The sequence below is a fragment of the Vibrio sp. 1-Bac 57 genome, from assembly GCF_037546855.1.
Lineage (GTDB): Bacteria > Pseudomonadota > Gammaproteobacteria > Enterobacterales > Psychromonadaceae > Psychromonas.
Genome location: NZ_JALAAC010000029.1, coordinates 1 through 18513, shown reverse-complemented (window position 1 = coordinate 18513; position 18513 = coordinate 1). Strand labels below are relative to the sequence as shown.

Here is an 18513-nt window from a genome sequence, read left to right as displayed (position 1 = left end):
GTTGCTCCCTAAAGGTATTATCCTGTATTTAATTTACTTTAAACACTGTATAAATTCTAGTCATCTATTCGATGAAAGTTAATTTAGATTAAATTGATGGTTAATAATGTCCTGCGTAAACGCTTTCTTGAGGTAAAAACCACGAGGGCGGACTTTAATGAGTTGTCCTTGTGCACCATATGCATCGGTAACACATTGACCATTTGCTGCTTTTGGACGTAATTGTAATACTTGTCCATCCCGAGCACTAATCGTCTCTATCTGACCCAATGCTATTTTTTCCATTAACTCGTCCCAGTCCTGCTGCATTAATTGCTCTTGTAATGTTGAGGCTGTCCATAAAAAACCGTTACCAACAATACGTTCTGAAAGGGGGATTTTTCGTTCACCTTGTACAGGAAGCCATAATACTTTGCTTAACTTATTACGTATATTACTGTTATGCCAAGTTAAGTGTGTTGTGTGTAGAATGGGAGTACTACAAACAAAAGTTGTTTCTAAAACTTTACCCTGACTATCAATGGGGATTGTTTTTAATTCAATCCCTAAGTGTTTGAAATCTTGTTCTGGTTTGCTGCCTGCCGCCGCACCCAAGTGCCATTCAATAAGTTGTCCAACCCAACCTTTATTTTTACGCAAGTTTTCAGGTACATCAATATTAGCAATCTCTGCTAATTCTGATAATGAATAGCCCGCAATTGCTTCGCAATAGGTTAATAATTCAGCTTCTGATTGGGGTGTTGGCCTCATAGGTACTCTCTTAACCACTTAAAAATATAGACCCATTTATTATACGTGTTTTTTTTATTTGGGGTTATTCATAGTTGTAAAATGAACTTACACAGAGTTATGCACAATTTTAGTGGATAACTGAATAGATCATAAGATCCTAAGATTTATTTTAAAAAAGAACTTAAAGTAGGCTAATAAATTGTTTTAGTGTTTATTTTTTAAACAAAAAATGGCACTCAAATAGATAATGACTATTTTTTAAACGTGTAAGATATTCACATTGGGTTGTGAATTAAAAACACTGGATCTAATGACAGGGTCAAAAGGTGGTAGTTTATCTTTAAAAGGTAACTTATTGTTTTATATTGAAAAATTTATTGGTAAAATAATTAAATAAAGATCTTGAAGTTTATGTTGTTTTCTAGATCTTTTATTAAATTTTAATTGTGCACATAGTTATGCACAGATTTAGTGGATATATTTCACAGTACACTTTCCGTAAACGTGATGCAGGTAGTATCGATTAATTTTTTTAGCGTTTATCGGTTTGATGGTAAAGGGTTTCTGTGAAAGAATGCATCCATAATTATAATTTCATCCATCCCGTGTTATCGCCTATTTACTTGTGTATAAATGAAGATGGATCTTAACCTTATTAAGGTTTTTAATGATTGATGCTGATGGTTATCGTTCCAATGTAGGTATCATCATTTGTAATAAAAATGGTCAAGTTTTATGGGCTAAGCGCTTCGGTCAACATTCATGGCAGTTTCCACAAGGTGGAATTAAAGAAGGTGAAACACCTGAACAAGCTATGTATCGAGAGTTATATGAAGAGGTCGGCTTAAAACCTGAGCATGTAAAAGTAGTCGTAAGTAGCCGTCAGTGGCTACGTTATAAGTTACCTAAACGTTTAGTACGCTGGGAGTCTCCCGCGCCTATATGCATTGGCCAAAAACAACGCTGGTTTTTATTACAATTGATAACAGAAGAAGAGCAAATTGGATTTGACACTTGCGGCCATCCCGAATTTGATGATTGGCGATGGGTTACTTATTGGTACCCGGTTCGACAAGTGGTTTCATTTAAACGTGATGTATACCGAAGAGCACTCGCTGAATTTTGTCATGCAGCATTTTCGTTAATGCACAAATCAGATAAAAAGAGAAATAAACGACCTCGCCGAGGTTCCTTCAAGTAATTGCTTCTTCCCTTATTAATAGGAGAGTTTTATGTTCAGCCAACTTCGTCAAATCGTAGAGCAATTCGGTGAGGCAAGTACACTTTCTGATGCTATGAACTTATTAGTAGAACAAACCAAAAGCACAATGATCTTGGATTGTTGTTCTATTTTTATTACTAATAAAGAAACTCAAAAGCTGACATTGATGGCTAGTGAAGGTCTAGATAGCCAAGTCGTTGGTGCAACGCATTTTAATTTTGATGAAGGTATTGTTGGTCTGGTTTATCAAAAAGGTGAACCGATTAATTTAGCAAATGTTTCAGAACATCCTCAGTTTAAATATCTACCATCAAGTAATGAAGAACAATTTAGTTCATTTCTCGGCGTCCCTATTATTCATAAACGTCAAGTATTAGGTGTATTAGTTGCTCAGCAGCGATTACCACGATTGTTTAATGAGTTAGAAGAATCATTTTTAGTGACCTTAGCTGTCCACCTGGGCAGTGTATTAGGTGGGACTTTATTAGATTTACCCGATGAAAAAGCACCCAAAAATCGCTCGGTGCATTTACAAGGTAGCCCAGCGAGTTCTGGTATATCGATCAATAAAGCACATGTTTTACAAGCTCATTTATTACTGAGTGACGTTGGTATCGAGTTAAGTCAAGATCCTGATTTGGAGATGCAATCTTTTAGTAATGCGGTACAAGCTTGTGCAGATGAATTTTCTAAAGTTTCGATTACACTTAAGGAACAAGTGTCTAAAGATGCTTTTATGTTATTTGATGTTTACGGTCATTTATTAAAAGATAAAGCATTACTAACTGCAGTTGAAGTGCAAATCAGGGAACAACATTTAACCGCTAAAAGTGCCGTTAAAACCGTAGCAGAAACTTATATTCAACAGTTTGAGAGCATGAGTGATCCGTACTTAAGAGAACGGGCTGTTGAGATTAGAGATGTTGGCCAGCGCTTATTATACCATCTCTCAAATCGTGATGATGAAAAGCAAGACTTTACTGAAGAGATTATTCTCGTTGCTGAAGAAGTCACTATTTCGATGCTAGCAATGATCCCACCTGATAAACTAAAAGGTATCGTCTCGGTACGAGGTGGTTTGAGTTCTCATGTTGCCATTTTATCGCGAGCATTAGGGATCCCTGCTGTATTGGGTGTGTCTTTAAGGGTTAAAAATCTAGCGCATAAAAATATTATTATTAATGGCTATGCCGGCACTATTATTATTGAACCAGAGCCTTCTTTAATTGCAGAATATCAAATACTGCTTGATGAAGAAAATGAGATGAAAGCGCTGGTTGAACTGGTTGCAAATCAAGCGGCAATTACCCAAGATGGCTGTGAGATTGAAGTGCTTCTGAATACGGGACTCAACACCACACCGGACGTGTTTATAGAACAAAATTTTTCTGGTATTGGTTTATACCGTACTGAGCTACCTTTTATGCTCAGTAACGCTTTTCCGACAGAACAAGAGCAAGTCAGCACTTATCAACTTTTATTTGAACAATACAAAAATCTACCGGTAACCATGCGTACTTTGGATATTGGTGGCGATAAGCAACTCAGTTATTTCCCAATCACTGAAGAAAATCCATTTTTAGGTTGGCGTGGTATTCGTTTAACACTGGATCACCCTGAGATATTTCTGATTCAAATCCGTGCTATGTTACGTGCCAGTATTAATACACAGAATTTGCGCATTATGTTACCGATGGTCGGGTCTGTAGGGGAAGTGGAAGAATCGAAGCGTTTAATTGAACAAGCATGGCAAGAGATTTGTTGGGAGCAACATTTAACCGCCGAACAATTTCCTCTACCTGATATTGGTGTAATGATTGAAGTGCCTTCGGCTATCTTTATTATTGATCAATTAGCTCCGCTGGTGGACTTTTTATCCATTGGGACCAATGATTTAACACAATATTTATTGGCTGTTGACCGAAATAACAGCCGTGTTGCAGACCTGTTTGATAGTTATCATCCTGCAGTACTACAAGCAATGCAGTTTATTTTAAAGCAGAGCCAAAAAAATAACATTGAAGTGAGTATTTGTGGTGAGCTTGCTGGGGATCCTATCGGTTTATTAATGTTGTTAGGTTTAGGGTATCGTAAACTAAGTATGAATGCTTTTAATATTAATAAGGTTAAATATTTACTTAATAAAGTGACCATTCCAGAGTTAGAAGCATGCACGCAAGTTGCTCTAAAAGGACATGATGGTGCATTTATTAAAAAAACCTTTATTGATTATTTAGATACCAAAGGTTTGGGTGGTTTTGTTCGAGCAGGTAAAAAGTAAACTTTAATGTGAAGCTTCACTAACAACTTAAGTCAGCAAAAAAGTATATAACAAAAACAAAAAACCGAGCATTGCTCGGTTTTTTTATTTGAAGCCAATTATTTGAAATTAACTTTTGATACGATTAAAACTTAGCGATTAGCTGCTAACTCTCTTGCTTCTTCAGCGCGACAAGCAGCTGTAGTGAAAATAACATCCGTTGAACTGTTTAATGCAGTTTCAGCTGAATCTTGTACCACACCAATGATGAAACCAATTGCAACCACTTGCATTGCGACTTCATTAGGAACACCAAATAAGCTACAAGCTAATGGTATTAATAATAAAGAGCCACCGGCAACACCGGATGCACCACATGCAGAAATAGCCGCTACAACACTTAATAAAATAGCAGTTAGAATATCAAACTCAATACCTAGGGTATTTACTGCTGCAAGTGTTAATACTGTAATAGTGATCGCAGCACCCGCCATATTAATAGTTGCACCTAATGGGATAGATACAGAGTAGGTATCTTCATGCAGTTTTAATTTGTGACATAAAGCCATATTAACCGGAATATTAGCCGCAGAGCTACGTGTAAAGAATGCAGTCACACCTGATTCACGTAAACATTGAAATACTAATGGGTAAGGATTCGTGCCTAATTTGATGTACACAATAATTGGGTTTACAACCAAAGCAATAAATAACATTGAACCGATTAATACGGCTAATAAATGTGAATAACCAATTAACGAATCAAAGCCTGTTTCTGCAAAAGTTGCTGCCACTAAACCAAAGATACCGATCGGAGCTAAGCGAATAACCAGTTGTACGATTCTTGAAACACCGTGTGCTAGGTCATGTAATATATCTTTAGTCGATTGGTTAGCATGTCGTAGTGCTAATCCTAAGCCTACAGCCCAAGCTAAAATACCAATGAAGTTACCTGTTAATAATGCATTAACAGGGTTATCTACTATTTTAAATAGCAATGTATTTAATACTTCTAAAATACCTTCTGGCGGAGTGGCGTTAATATCAGTAGTAATCAGTACTAACTCTGTTGGAAAAGCGTAACTAAATAATACTGCTGTGATTGCTGCTAATAGAGTGCCTACTAAATATAAGTGAATAACAGGCTTAAGATTAGTATGTGTACCTTTAGTCTGGTTAGCAATTGATGATGCAACCAAAATAAAAACAAGAATAGGAGCAACAGCTTTTAATGCACTAACAAAAAATCCACCAAGAAAAGAAACAGAAGTTGCACTGCTTGGTGAGATAGATGCAAGGCACACACCTGCGATAATACCGACAACAATCTGTAAAACTAAGCTGCCATTCATCATACGTTGAATGAGAGTGGGATTTGAACTCATAAATATTCCTATTTTTATTTTAAAAGCGATTAAGGCATAAATGCTTAATTTAGACATTCAGCGATAAGTAATACCAACCACACTTATTAAATATAATTGGCATAACGTTATTTTTATAATGATTGATTTAGGGTGATTGTAACAACTCATATATGTTAGAAATTATTACAGATCAGAATTTGGCAAAGAAAATAGCATAATTAACTGCGATATAGTGCTGTAATTAATAACTTTTAATCAATAAGGTGATAGAGGTAGTAATACGCTTCATTACTGAAGTCGTTGTGAAGACATGTTGCATTAAACTTATTTGTTGATTGCTTTATTTATATACAAGTGAAGGAAGATTACTTTAACTTTTAGCTGAATAGACCTTGAATTTAGATAACTGTTAATTAGATAACCGTTAAATAGCTATCGTATATCGATGTTACAACTATGAGCACGATATATAAAATAATAATATATAGGTAAACAACAACATCTAGGGCAACAAGAGCATTTGATTAAATATCATTGGTAGCAGTGGATCTAATGATAGTAAGTGGATTTAAAACTTCAGCGTTGGGCATTGACTTTATCTTTCAAAATATCATAGACAAAAACGGCTTAATGTAGAAGGAGGATTACGTTATGATATCGCCATTAAAATCACTAACCAGAGTATAAAATGTCATCATCTCATTATGTATTACCCCATATCGACCCGATCGCTATTAGTCTTGGCCCCTTAGATATTCGCTGGTATGGCCTGATGTACCTAGTTGGATTTGCTTATGCCTTTTGGATGGCGAATAGAGTTTGTGATAACTCCAATGGTGTATGGACTCGTGAACAAGCAAGTGATCTTTTATTTGCTGGTTTCATGGGGGTTATTCTCGGCGGACGTATTGGCTATGTTTTCTTTTATCAATTGCCTAGCTTCTTAGATAACCCATTATACCTATTTAGGATTTGGGAAGGTGGCATGTCATTCCATGGTGGCGTAATCGGTGTGGTTACTGCGATCATTATTTATGCTAAACGTCATCAACGTTCAATTTTATCTGTTGGCGATTTTATAGTGCCATTACTACCAGTCGGCCTAGGAGCTGGTCGTATTGGTAACTTTATTAACTCTGAACTATGGGGAAGAGTAACCGATTCACCTTTTGGTGTCATTTTCCCAAATGCAGGGCCTTTAGCACGCCACCCCTCACAGCTTTATGAGTTTGCATTAGAAGGTGTATTACTTTTAATTATCTTATTATTATTTATTCGCAAACCAAAACCCGCAGGTTCTGTCGCTGGTTTATTCCTATTAGGTTACGGTATATTCCGCTTCATTATTGAATTTGCACGCGAACCAGATGCACAGCTTGGTTTATTAACGTTAGGGTTGAGTATGGGGCAAATTCTGTCTTTACCTATGATCGTGATTGGGTCTGGTTTGATGGTTTATGCTTACAAAACCAATCCAGTTGAAGTAGCGCAAAGCCAACCTAAAAAAAATAAAGGTAAGAAATAATGAAACAGTATTTAGCGTTATGCCAACGCATTATTGATCAAGGTACTTGGATTGAAAACGAGCGCACTGGTAAACGTTGTTTAACAGTGATCAATGCAGATTTAGAGTATGACGTCGGTAATAATCAATTGCCCATGATCACCACTCGTAAGAGTTTTTATAAATCTGCTATTGCGGAGTTTTTGGGTTATATCCGTGGTTATGATAATGCTGCAGATTTCCGTGCTTTAGGCACAAAAACGTGGGATGCGAATGCTAATTTAAATGAGGCATGGTTAAATAATAAATACCGTAAAGGTGAAGATGATATGGGGAGAGTCTATGGCGTGCAAGGGCGCGCTTGGGCAAAACCCGATGGAACTACCTTAGATCAACTAAGAAAAATTGTTGATAATTTAAGAAACGGTATTGATGACCGTGCTGAGATACTTACTTTTTATAATCCCGGTGAATTTGATATGGGCTGTCTTCGTCCATGTATGCACACGCACACTTTTTCATTATTAGGCGATACGCTGCACCTGACTAGCTATCAGCGTTCGTGTGATGTGCCTTTAGGCCTTAATTTTAACCAAGTACAAGTCTTTGCTTTTTTGGCTTTAATGGCACAAATCACCGGTAAAAAAGCGGGTAAGGCATACCATAAAATTGTCAATGCACATATTTATGAAGATCAATTGTCCTTGATGCAAGAGGTACAATTAAAAAGAGAGCCTTTTCCATCTCCACAATTGAAGATTAATCCAGAAATTAAATCCCTTGAAGACTTAGAAACGTGGGTAACGATGGATGACTTTGAAGTGCTTAATTACCAATGCCATGAGGCGATTAAATATCCTTTCTCAGTATAAGCATTTCAAGACGTTAATCGTGTAATACACGAAACAATAAACTCAAGCTCACTTCATAGTGGGCTTTTTACTAGCTATTTTCTCTTAGCGACTGCTTTGGCAAAACTCATTTAATGAAATTAGGATTTTTTCACATTAACGATGGCATTTCTGACTTGCTTTAGATTTATACCTGAGTATTAGTTCACAAATACTACAAAACATGAAAGTTATTTACCTACATAAATCACAGAAGACAAATAGCCTTAGTATTTGTGTATATGAAATCCGCCCTATTTGTATTACTATTAAGTGACTTTATTAAAGGAATATACCTTATGCATAATGCATTTGAAGAAATCGCTGGAGGAAAACGTAGCCTACATGTGCAAGTCGCACGTGAGATCGCGCGTAAAATCCTTTCAGGAGAAGTAGCTCAAAATGAAATAATTCCAGGTGAGATGATACTATGCGGACAGTTTAAGGTCAGCAGAACCTCACTGCGTGAAGCAATTAAGTTGCTGACATCAAAAGGGCTGTTGGAATCAAAACCTAAAGTTGGAACGCGTGTAACAAGTCGGGAAAACTGGAATTTTTTAGACTCTCAATTGTTAGATTGGTTGACAGGTATTGGTGATAATAATGCTGTTTATCGTGATTTCTTATCACTACGCAATGCATTAGAGCCTGAAGCTGCAGCGTTGGCGGCTGAAAACGCAACCGCAGAGCAGCGTATTTTATTGTCTGCTACGTTTCAACAGATGGATTATATATCTAAAAACTTCGACCTTGAGCGCTGGACTGAAGCTGACATGGAATTTCATCGATTGATATTTTTGTCTACGGGAAACAGTTTTTATTTGCCGCTTGCAAACGTTCTCTGCACCATGTTTAAAAGCTTTATTGCTCATTCTTCAATTAAAGGCAGCACCTGTATTGGAGAGCATCGAGCTATCTATTCTGCAATAATGGCAGGAGATGCAAACAAAGCGCGGCAAGCAAATGTAGAGCTGTTAAGTAAAAGTAAGCGCCGCTTACCAAGTACTGAATAATAACTTTTTTATTTTTATTGTATTACAATATTTTATTAGGATTTTGACTTGTAAGATAAAAGTTAGTTTTTAGTCTTAGGGTACTTTAACGATTACTGAACAGTAATTAGAGGATCTAGTAGGATCTCTAGGCTCTTAGAATAAGTGTCTGTTTAGCTAGATGCCTAAATATTTATATACCTAGATATTTATATACCTAGCGGTCTAGATGTTTATGCTTAAACTGTCAAAATTGCTATGCCTGAAAACATTTAGTTCAGTACGCTTGAAAGTAGTTAGTGCGCTGAAGACAGCTAGTATGCTTGAAAAGAAGCAGACAATAATTTAATTAAATTTTAAAGCCACTCTCTTTCGCTGTTTCTTGTAAGCTTGCCATCTGTTTATATAACATTACTTTATATAAACTTACTCAATTACATAGATTGTATCTTATACAAGTCACTTGAAAATAACCTCGGGAAATTCACTGCTCTAGAGATGGTTTTTGGGTTTAATCTATTGATGCCATTTAAAGGACTATTTATGCCTCAAACTTTAATCCCCAATGTTCATGACTTCATCGCAACCATTGACCCCTTTGATAAGTTGCCAAAAGATTTACAGCGTAAAATAGCTTGTTGTATAAAAATAACTTATCTGGCGAAAGGTGAGCAAATTCAATTTGGTGGCGATCAGGAGCTGCGTTATCTATATGTGATCCGTACTGGCTCCATGGAACAGCGTAAGCATAATGGTATGTTGCGAGCCAAATTAGGGCCTGAAGATCTGTTTGGTTTTACTTTTTTGGATAAACATAAAGAGTCTCAACAAGATTACAATGCCATTGCCATTGAAAATACCCTGCTTTATTTGGTGCCGCATTCAGACTTGTTACGCTTACTAGAAGAGTATCCTGATTTCGCAGAACACTTTGCTGGTAACGTTCAAGTACGCTTGCATTCTGCACTCGATGTTGTCTGGTCAGATAGTGAGAAGGGCATTTTTGTTAAAAAAGTCTCTGAAGTCGCCAGTGATAAAATTGTAGTCGCAGACTCCAGTACACCAATCAGAAAAGTCGCTGAAGAGATCATGGCAGTGTGCTCACCAACGGCGGTGATCACCGAAAATGGTGAAATTGTTGGTTTGATAACTGACCGTGATATGACTAAACGGGTAATTGTCGCTGGATTAGATTATAACCGCCCAGTCAAAGAGATCATGACTCCGAATCCCCTAACTATTGGACCAAATGACTTAGTACTTAAGGCATCATCAATCATGATGCAAAATAATGTACGTAGTTTACCCGTGGTTGAGGGGAATAAAGTACTTGGTGTACTGACAACAACACATTTAGTTCGAAATAATAGAATACAGGCAGTATTCTTAATTGAAAAAATTAAATACGCCAATAGTGTCGCAGACCTGACAAAACTGACACCCGAGCGACAAGCTATTTTTGAAGCATTAGTGGAAGGTAAAGTTAGTGGCGATATTATTGGCCATGTTATGACCATGATCATGGATGCTTATAATCGTCGTTTATTGCAAATAGCAGAAGGTCATTTTGGTAAACCTCCCTGTGAATTTGCTTGGATTGTGGCAGGTTCCCATGCGCGTAATGAAGTACATATGTTGTCAGATCAAGATAATGCAATTATTTTGGCTGATGATGCAACGGCAGCAGATCGTATTTATTTTCAGGGAGTTGCGATGTGGGTATGTAATGCGTTAGATGCCTGTGCTTATCCTTTGTGTAGTGGTAAATTTATGGCCGTTAATCCTAAATGGTGTGTGCCATTAAAGGTGTGGAAAGCCTCTTATAGTAAGTGGGTAGCTAATCCAGAGTACGAGAGCCTTTTGAATGTCACTGTTTTTTTAGAAACACGTTGGTTATATGGCAATGAAAGCTTCAACAAAGAACTTCAAGCACATCTCTTTTCCAGTATTAAGGCTTCAAATGTTTTTCTATCTTCAATGGTGAGGGATTCTGTCTCAGTGAGTCCACCACTAGGTATTTTTAACTCATTAGTATTAGAGAAAAGCGGTGAAAATTCTAAAACCTTAAATATCAAAAAGTTTGCGATTAATTTGTTGGTTGATTTAGCGCGTATTTACGGATTGTCATCGGGCTCAGAAAAAGCAGAAACAATGGCTCGTTTTGAACATGCTCATGAACATAATTTATTAAGCGAAGATATGCTTAAAAATGTACAAGGTTCATTTCAATTCCTGACACAAGTACGTTTATCACATCAGTTAAGTGCCTTACAGGAAGGTAAAGTACCTGATAATAATATTGTTCCTGAAACTTTTGGTAGTTTTGAAAGAAAGCACTTAAAAGATGCCTTTAGGATCATTGCAGACTTGCAAGATTACACCAAGCTAAAGTTTAATGGTTAGTAAAAAGACTTATGTTATAGGGTTATTGATTAATAAAAGGAAACTATGCGTCTGATTTTAAAACATTTTCATCCACTCAATAAATTAAAGCGAGAGCGTGAACGTTATCTCAATAAACACCAAGTGCCTGATAATATAAAAGCGCTATTATCCGCACCTTTACCTGATTTAGGCGAAGATATTTTTTCGCTTGATTACCTCTCTGTGGATTTTGAAACCTCGGGTTTTGACCCTAAATATGACTCTTTATTGAGTGTTGGTTACTTACCATTAATTAATCAACAATTGTTACTATCTGAAGCTGTAGAAACCTTAATTAACAGTGCAGAAAATATTAAAGCTGAAACCGCAGTGATCAACCATATTGTCCCTGAAATGCTTGAACAAGGTAAACCTTGGGCTGAGGTGCTTGATACATTATTAGATGAACTGGTAGGAAAAGTGCTTATCGTGCATGGTAGTGTCGTGGAAAAGCGTTTTCTAAACTACTACATTGCGCAACAATATCAATTACCGCCTTTACCTCTGTTATGGGTTGATACCTTACAGATGGAGAAGTCCTTACATGCCTATAAAGATAGCGCTGAGACTGAAGACTTTAGGCTAGGATCTATTCGTGCTCGACATAATTTACCCGAATATGCAGCACATGGTGCACTGGTAGATTCTTTAGCCACCGGGGAGTTGTACTTAGCATTATTAAAAAAATGTTTTGAAGGTGCAGATTCGAGGGTACGTCATATGAAATTTGATTACAGCAGAGTATTTTAACTTTTTCATACACTTAATGAAATGAGGGGTGATACTTGCTCACTTAACAATATGCTCGAAACACTTAACAACATGTTGAAACAACTGAGTACACATTAATAAGTTGATATTTATAATTTGCAAAAAAGGCGACTCACTTTACGTAAGCCGCCTTTTAAGGACCCAAATCATTTTATTGCTTTAGAACTTGTATTTAATACCAGCGCGATACTTAGCTTGTCTTTTACTTGAACTTGAACCTTCATCTATACTCCAAATTTCTGCAAATGGACGCCAGTTGCCGAATTGGTAGCCGACAACAATACCTGCATCGTATTCCCAATCTTTATTATCAAATTGTTTAACTTTATCCCATGACTTAATGTAGTTAGCTTCGTAACTTAACTTTAAGTTAGGTAAAGATTCAAATTTATAAGAACCCGTTAATGTCACTTTAGACTTGGTTGGATCGTTTACCTTTAAACCTGTTTCAACGTTGGTATCACCATCCGTAGGATCTGAATAGTTTGCAAATTCATGGCGGTAACGTAATGCAGTGGTTAAACCAAAATCAGATTTATAAACAACACGAATTTGTGGTTTAAATGTTGTTTTACGATCTGTTAAAGCAATGGGCATACCTGGTTTAATTTGCCACTTACCCATTTTGTAAGTTAAACCTAAGTCTAATTCTGTTTCCGTCAATTCTGTATTGCTCAGCGTTTTAGTTCTGTCAAAGCTGGCAAACTTCATCTCAATACCAACGTTTGCTTTTAGGTTATCAACACTCTCAATATTGAAGCCAGTACCTAATTTTACGCGACTCGCTTCTTTATTATCATGCGAACGCCATTCATGACGGAAATCGATTTGCGCAGCAGAAGCTGCACCTGATAATAAGGTTGTTGCAACAGCAAATATTAATTTATTTTGTAATTTCATTGTTATCATCCATGTTGATGTTGATGTGTTAAATTTATGTTTTAGTTTTATTGCTAATAAGTCGATTGTTGTTACATTCAATTAAAACCAAATAGGTTTTGTTACATCTTGAGCAGTAAAACTTAAATCTCTTATTCCATACCGATTCTTAATTAGCATTTCATAATACAAATAGAATACATAATTTTTGTTGTTTTGTTCTGTGATAGGGCTCTTATTTTTATGGTTAAATTATTTCCTGTATTTTCACTTATTTTAAATTTGTTTTATATCAATGGCTTGTGTTTAATTTCTTTGTTTTTAAATGTAAGGTATTGGTATTTATAGAGAGGTGGATAACATTTATTGTATTTAATTTGTGTTACTTTTTGGTGGTGTATTGTTTTTGTGTTTTTTATGTGGCAAAGCCTTCTTATTGTTAATGACATTATTATAAATACTTCGTTTCTTCTTTTTTTATTCATATGCCGCAAACTATCCAAACTTTATTTTTAGCCTTTTATATTTAAATTCCATTAGCGTAAGGTTAATAAAAATTAGCTTTAATATTCTTTAATTATAGTTAGTCATTGTTTTTTAATGTTATTTTTATTTTTTTATTAAAGTAATTGCAGCAATTATTTTTAAGCTTTTGCTTTGTCACTGGATTTATTTCATTTATTAAGAAGCCGCTTGAATTTGATCTAGGTTAGGTTATTTGTAAACAGTCATCATTAAACATGATTCTAATCACATACTTCTACTATTGTAATACAAATAAACATAGGTCTGTTATATGGTCTACATAATCTTATTAACTCTAAAGGACATCAATATGGATTTTAATTTATTAGTAGTAGGAGTTTATTTCCTATTTCTCATTGCCATTGGCTGGATGTTTAGAACATTTACAACCAATACAAGTGATTACTTTCGTGGGGGCGGTAACATGCTCTGGTGGATGGTAGGTTCAACTGCCTTCATGACACAATTTAGTGCTTGGACATTTACTGGTGCAGCCGGTAAGGCGTATAACGATGGTTTTACCGTAGCGATTATCTTCATGGCTAACGCATTCGGTTACTTTATGAATTTCGCCTATTTTGCTCCTAAATTCCGCCAACTACGTGTTGTAACGGTAATTCAAGCAGTTCGCCAACGTTTTGGTAGTAAAAATGAGCAAGTGTTTACTTGGACTAGCATGCCAACCAGTGTTATTAATGCTGGTATTTGGTTAAACGCACTCGCTATCATTGCTTCTGGTCTCTTCAACGTAGATATTGAATATACTATATGGGCTACTGGACTTGTAGTATTAGCAATGTCTGTAACAGGTGGCTCATGGGCGGTTATCGCATCTGACTTTATGCAGATGGTTATCATCATGGCAGTAACTATTACTTGTGCGATTGTGGCACTTAATCTTGGTGGTGGTATTTCAAATATCATTGATGGTTTTGAGCAAACACGTGAAGTAACCTTCCTTGTTGGTACACAGATTAACTACTTAAGTATCTTTGCTATATGGTCATTCTTTATTTTTGTTAAGCAGTTCAGTATTACTAATAACATGCTTAACTCATACCGCTACCTTGCAGCAAAAGATTCAAAAAATGCTCGTAAAGCTGCACTATTAGCTTGTGTATTAATGACAATGGGTCCATTAATTTGGTTCCTACCAAGTTGGTTCCTTGCATCTACTGGTGTTGACTTATCAGCTATGTACCCTGACGCGGGTAAAAAAGCAGCTGATTATGCTTACCTATACTTTGTTGATGAGTACATGCCTGCTGGTATGGTTGGTTTACTTATCTCTGCAATGTTTGCGGCGACAATGTCTTCAATGGATTCAGGTCTAAATCGTAACTCAGGTATCTTTGTTAAAAACTTCTATCAAGTTGTAGTTCGTCCTAAAGCAACTGAGAAAGAGTTAGTAACTTGTTCTAAAATTACCTCAACTGTGTTTGGTTTAATTATCATTGGTGTTGCATTATTCATCAACTCACTTAAAGGTTTGAGCTTATTTGATACCATGATGTATGTAGGTGCCTTGATCAGTTTCCCTATGACAGTACCTACGTTCCTAGGTTTCTTCATTCGTAAAACACCGGACTGGGCTGCATGGGCAACACTACTAGTGGGCGCTTGTGTATCTTACTACGTTGGTTTAGTTATCACGGCAGGAGATATTCAAAACTGGTTTAATCTAGATACTGCTTTAACTGGTCGTGAATGGAAAGATCTTAAAGTTGCTCTTGGTCTAATCGGTCATATTGTTATTACTGGTGGTTTCTTCATCTGTACGATGGCGTTCTACAAACCTTTAGCAGAGCATCGTGAAAAAGATATTGATACTTTCTTTACTAACTTAGCAACACCTTTACATAATACGTCTAGTGCTCAAGCTCACCTTGATAACAAACAACGTACAATGCTAGGTAAATTAATTGCGATTGCTGGTATTGGTATTATGGGAATGTTCTTCTTGCCAAATACATTTAGCGAAAGTTTAATCTTTGTTTTATGTGGCGGTATCGTGTTCGCTATAGGTCTACTACTAGTGAAAGCTGTTAGTGTTGTTAATGAAGATGATGATGACGATAATAACGATAAATTGCCTGAATTGAGCTAATTTCATTCGTATATAATTTTAATCTTACTTTCTAATATAAAGCGGTTAGTTTATCTAACCGCTTTTTTTTGCGTTAAATAAACCCTGCTTTAACTTCAGTTTTACATCCGCTATCACCTTAAATCACTCGTTTGCTGTTATTTGAAACAAACCTCATACCTCCATTTATATCGGTTACCATCAAGATACAAAAATTAGTTAACGCTTCGGTGAATCGGTTCAATAAACATAAAGATCTAACGGATTAAATTGTTGCTTTATTACCCTTTCATAATAGGAATAAGGATGTGTGCATCACGGCTTGCCCTGTGGAGCACTAACTCTTATTTTAAATATAGGGTGACGTTGTAATATTCGATAAGCACTAAGTAAGCATTAAGCACTGAGAATTAGGTATTTAAATAAAATACTTATTTTACACTTTCAGATGGGAAGTTAATGCACCAAATGTCCAAGGCACATCATGCCACATCGCATGATGTTCGAATTGATGATTGAATCATGCCTATTGATTGGTAACCGGTATATAAGTTATGGGAGGGCTAAAAGCTTTAATAATCTTTATGAAAATGTATGCAGTAGATTAAAGTTGTGCTAATTATCAGCATCTTGAGTGCTTTGATATAGTCGAGAATAGGGGGGTACCCGTTATTGATACTCTATGTGTAACTAGCTCAATAACAGGTTGGTTCATTTCAATATAATGAATATATTTAAGTCTAAATTCATACCTATTATGCGAATCTAGGTATGAATTTAGGATTTAATGCTGATTATCTAAATAATAAAAAGTGGCCTGAACAAACTCATCATTCTCACCGGTATTATTTTGGTTGTAGACACCCGCTTTAAAATACATGTATTGACCAGCTTGATCATAACCGCTATTTGTCATATTAATGGAGGCGGTTACCTCTGCTTTATCTTCTCGCATGATAGTCACGGTTAAGTTATTACCAACGGCCTTAATTTGATAAAAGAATTTTTCATTGAGTTCGATACCATTACTTGGTTCGCTAGCGTTGTCACTTCTACTACCAATCATTTCCACCCAAACTTCGTCGCCTGTTCTTGGCTCATGGGCAAAATAGATAGCACCTTTGCTATGTCCTGGCAATAAACGATAATATAGTCGCACCGGTTCGTCATCATTGGCGTGTATTTGCCCAATGACAACTCGGCCAACTTGATAATCAGCTCCCGTTGTAGTGACGTTATTAACCGCTAAAGTAGCATTTAATATACCATCGACCGCACCCGCTTTAGCTTGCTCGCTATTAGGAGCCGTTGAGAAAACCCAATTATTTTTATTAACACCTTGGGTATCAATATCGGTATTTTCTTCACGCAACATCTCACGTAATTCGGTACGCGTATAAGATGTGTTGGTAGAGGTTTTAAAACCATTAATATCATCTTTAAAGACCATGCTACCATCGATGCCGGTATAAAAATAGTCGCTCGACTCGTAACCATCGCTTAATTCACCTTCTTTAATCGAGTCCACCGTACCACTGTTGTCATCATCAATGGGCACACTCAAATACCAATCATTTAAGGTGAAGTTATCAGAGGGTGGTAAAGAGGGGTTTAAGGTTGCTATTGGTAACTTGTTATTATAAATCAGGCTTTTAAATTGCACGATACTATTACCATTTTGATATTGGTTGTAGACACCTGCTTTAAAATAACTGTAAAAGTCAGACCAGTAACTAATATCAAAATCTACTTTTTGATATTCATCAACGTTGATGATTAATTTACTGTCACCTACTTCTATTCCAAACTTAGTTGGGCTATTAGCATTGTAATCAGCTAGATAATAATAGTTATATGAATCGGGGCAGTTAGCATTGTAATTCGGGTTGTCTTGATTTTTACATTCTAATGCATTGGTTTTAATGATCGCCCAATATGCATTCTTGTAAGAATCACCTGTACTATCGTCGCTACGGCTTTCTCCATCCCAAATTACGCGCAACAAAGGATGCGATAAAACGGTATCATCGGTGTCCCCATTTTTACCTTTATTATGCACTTGTAATAAAGTCATCTCTTGCCCGTCACTACTTTCTATTACCGACTGAGTGGGATTAATGGGCAGTATTTCGGCACTTAATGTATAAGTATCACTGTTGTCACTTTTAAAGTTGTCTATAAAGCGTAATTCCGAACGGTTACTTTCACCATTCATTTCAAAAGTAAGCCAGCCTGAGTTTTTGTCAATATAAAAGTAATCATTATCGTAGTATTGATATTGGCCTGCTTTTACTACATCACTTTTTGTTCCATCGGATGGTTCACTCTGTTGTAAGTTTGCCATTTTAAGTGCATTGATATATTGCGGGTAATCATAAGGGATGCCGGTATATGAGGCATTATTACCTGAACTAACAGAAGTGGTTTTTGTGCTACCTCCACTTCCACCTCCTCCACACGCGACAAGGAATACAGAGAATAAAGCGGTACTGACTAATTTATGTTTCATTGTGGAATTCCATGTTCATGATAATCGATAGAGAGGTATATATTTTGAGGAAGAATATTTTTATTTTTGCATCTGATTAATAAAGCTAGGCTTTATATTTATACATTTCATGCATATAAAAGATGCTGTATTTTTAATTGTGAGCTTATGCCCCCTAATTAGGAGGGCATAAGCTAAGCCTTATAAACCGAACAAAGCTGCTCGTTCTATAACTTGTGCTTCAGTTAATGCAACGTTCCAAGTTGCAATATTGTCTAGATCTCCATCTAAGTTTTTATCTGAACTGCCAGAACCACCACCAACGATAAATTTATCAGTTGCTTCATTTTCGACTGGGACAAAGTTAACATCT

Annotated in this window: 12 protein-coding genes; 8 read left to right on the top strand and 4 right to left on the bottom strand. The window is 36.3% G+C overall.

Annotation, left to right across the window (positions count from 1 at the left end):
• Window positions 1–78: 78 nt before the first annotated feature.
• Window positions 79–750 carry a DNA mismatch repair endonuclease MutH gene (gene mutH, locus MT391_RS15865; RefSeq protein WP_299664324.1) on the bottom strand — a complete coding sequence of 224 codons (672 nt, stop codon included), beginning with the start codon at window positions 748–750 and terminating at the stop codon, window positions 79–81.
• Between the two features lie 649 nt (window positions 751–1399).
• Here mutH and rppH point away from each other — a divergent pair.
• Both rppH and ptsP read left to right on the top strand, forming a co-directional pair.
• A complete protein-coding gene (rppH, locus tag MT391_RS15860; RefSeq protein WP_028868637.1) occupies window positions 1400–1933 on the top strand; it encodes an RNA pyrophosphohydrolase in 534 nt (177 codons plus the stop codon).
• A gap of 31 nt (window positions 1934–1964) precedes the next feature.
• The gene (gene ptsP, locus MT391_RS15855) at window positions 1965–4235 is read left to right on the top strand and encodes a phosphoenolpyruvate--protein phosphotransferase (RefSeq protein ID WP_499498946.1); all 2271 of its coding nucleotides are present in this window, start codon (window positions 1965–1967) and stop codon (window positions 4233–4235) included.
• A gap of 131 nt (window positions 4236–4366) precedes the next feature.
• Here the strand turns inward: ptsP and sstT are convergent, their stop codons facing one another.
• Window positions 4367–5599, bottom strand: a complete 1233-nt coding sequence (sstT, locus tag MT391_RS15850) for a serine/threonine transporter SstT (protein ID WP_499498944.1) — start codon at window positions 5597–5599, stop codon at window positions 4367–4369.
• 670 nt (window positions 5600–6269) lie between these two features.
• Between sstT and lgt the strand changes: the two genes are divergently transcribed.
• From lgt to MT391_RS15825, 5 genes are all read left to right on the top strand, one after another.
• Window positions 6270–7106 (top strand): prolipoprotein diacylglyceryl transferase, encoded by an 837-nt coding sequence (lgt, locus tag MT391_RS15845; RefSeq protein ID WP_499498942.1) that lies wholly within the window; start codon window positions 6270–6272, stop codon window positions 7104–7106.
• Window positions 7106–7957 (top strand): thymidylate synthase, encoded by an 852-nt coding sequence (locus tag MT391_RS15840; protein ID WP_499498940.1) that lies wholly within the window; start codon window positions 7106–7108, stop codon window positions 7955–7957. The genes lgt and MT391_RS15840 overlap by 1 nt, the downstream gene beginning before the upstream one ends.
• 317 nt (window positions 7958–8274) lie before the next feature.
• The gene (locus MT391_RS15835) at window positions 8275–8988 is read left to right on the top strand and encodes a FadR/GntR family transcriptional regulator (protein WP_166371708.1); all 714 of its coding nucleotides are present in this window, start codon (window positions 8275–8277) and stop codon (window positions 8986–8988) included.
• A 522-nt stretch (window positions 8989–9510) separates the two neighbouring features.
• On the top strand, window positions 9511–11370 hold the full coding sequence (locus MT391_RS15830) for a putative nucleotidyltransferase substrate binding domain-containing protein (RefSeq protein WP_166371709.1): 1860 nt from the start codon (window positions 9511–9513) through the stop codon (window positions 11368–11370).
• 45 nt (window positions 11371–11415) lie between these two features.
• On the top strand, window positions 11416–12141 hold the full coding sequence (locus tag MT391_RS15825; protein ID WP_499498938.1) for a 3'-5' exonuclease: 726 nt from the start codon (window positions 11416–11418) through the stop codon (window positions 12139–12141).
• A gap of 180 nt (window positions 12142–12321) precedes the next feature.
• Here the strand turns inward: MT391_RS15825 and MT391_RS15820 are convergent, their stop codons facing one another.
• Window positions 12322–13062, bottom strand: coding sequence for an oligogalacturonate-specific porin KdgM family protein (locus MT391_RS15820; RefSeq protein WP_166371711.1), 741 nt, complete (start codon window positions 13060–13062; stop codon window positions 12322–12324).
• Window positions 13063–13876: 814 nt separating this feature from the next.
• Here MT391_RS15820 and MT391_RS15815 point away from each other — a divergent pair.
• Window positions 13877–15673: a sodium:solute symporter family transporter gene (locus MT391_RS15815; RefSeq protein ID WP_499498936.1), complete on the top strand. Its 1797-nt coding sequence runs from the start codon at window positions 13877–13879 to the stop codon at window positions 15671–15673.
• Window positions 15674–16436: 763 nt separating this feature from the next.
• On the opposite strand, the gene MT391_RS15810 is transcribed toward MT391_RS15815, so the two are convergent.
• Complete coding sequence (locus tag MT391_RS15810) at window positions 16437–18161, bottom strand: polysaccharide lyase family 7 protein (RefSeq protein WP_499498934.1); 1725 nt, start codon at window positions 18159–18161, stop codon at window positions 16437–16439.
• Between the last annotated feature and the right edge of the window lie 352 nt (window positions 18162–18513).

Excerpts from the sequence above, each read along its gene's own strand:
- lgt (WP_499498942.1), top strand. The coding sequence starts at position 6,270 with ATGTCATCATCTCATTATGTATTACCCCATATCGACCCGATCGCTATT.
- MT391_RS15830 (WP_166371709.1), top strand. The coding sequence starts at position 9,511 with ATGCCTCAAACTTTAATCCCCAATGTTCATGACTTCATCGCAACCATT.
- MT391_RS15835 (WP_166371708.1), top strand. The coding sequence starts at position 8,275 with ATGCATAATGCATTTGAAGAAATCGCTGGAGGAAAACGTAGCCTACAT.
- MT391_RS15815 (WP_499498936.1), top strand. The coding sequence starts at position 13,877 with ATGGATTTTAATTTATTAGTAGTAGGAGTTTATTTCCTATTTCTCATT.
- mutH (WP_299664324.1), bottom strand. The coding sequence starts at position 750 with ATGAGGCCAACACCCCAATCAGAAGCTGAATTATTAACCTATTGCGAA.
- ptsP (WP_499498946.1), top strand. The coding sequence starts at position 1,965 with ATGTTCAGCCAACTTCGTCAAATCGTAGAGCAATTCGGTGAGGCAAGT.
- MT391_RS15840 (WP_499498940.1), top strand. The coding sequence starts at position 7,106 with ATGAAACAGTATTTAGCGTTATGCCAACGCATTATTGATCAAGGTACT.
- MT391_RS15820 (WP_166371711.1), bottom strand. The coding sequence starts at position 13,062 with ATGAAATTACAAAATAAATTAATATTTGCTGTTGCAACAACCTTATTA.
- rppH (WP_028868637.1), top strand. The coding sequence starts at position 1,400 with ATGATTGATGCTGATGGTTATCGTTCCAATGTAGGTATCATCATTTGT.
- sstT (WP_499498944.1), bottom strand. The coding sequence starts at position 5,599 with ATGAGTTCAAATCCCACTCTCATTCAACGTATGATGAATGGCAGCTTA.
- MT391_RS15810 (WP_499498934.1), bottom strand. The coding sequence starts at position 18,161 with ATGAAACATAAATTAGTCAGTACCGCTTTATTCTCTGTATTCCTTGTC.
- MT391_RS15825 (WP_499498938.1), top strand. The coding sequence starts at position 11,416 with ATGCGTCTGATTTTAAAACATTTTCATCCACTCAATAAATTAAAGCGA.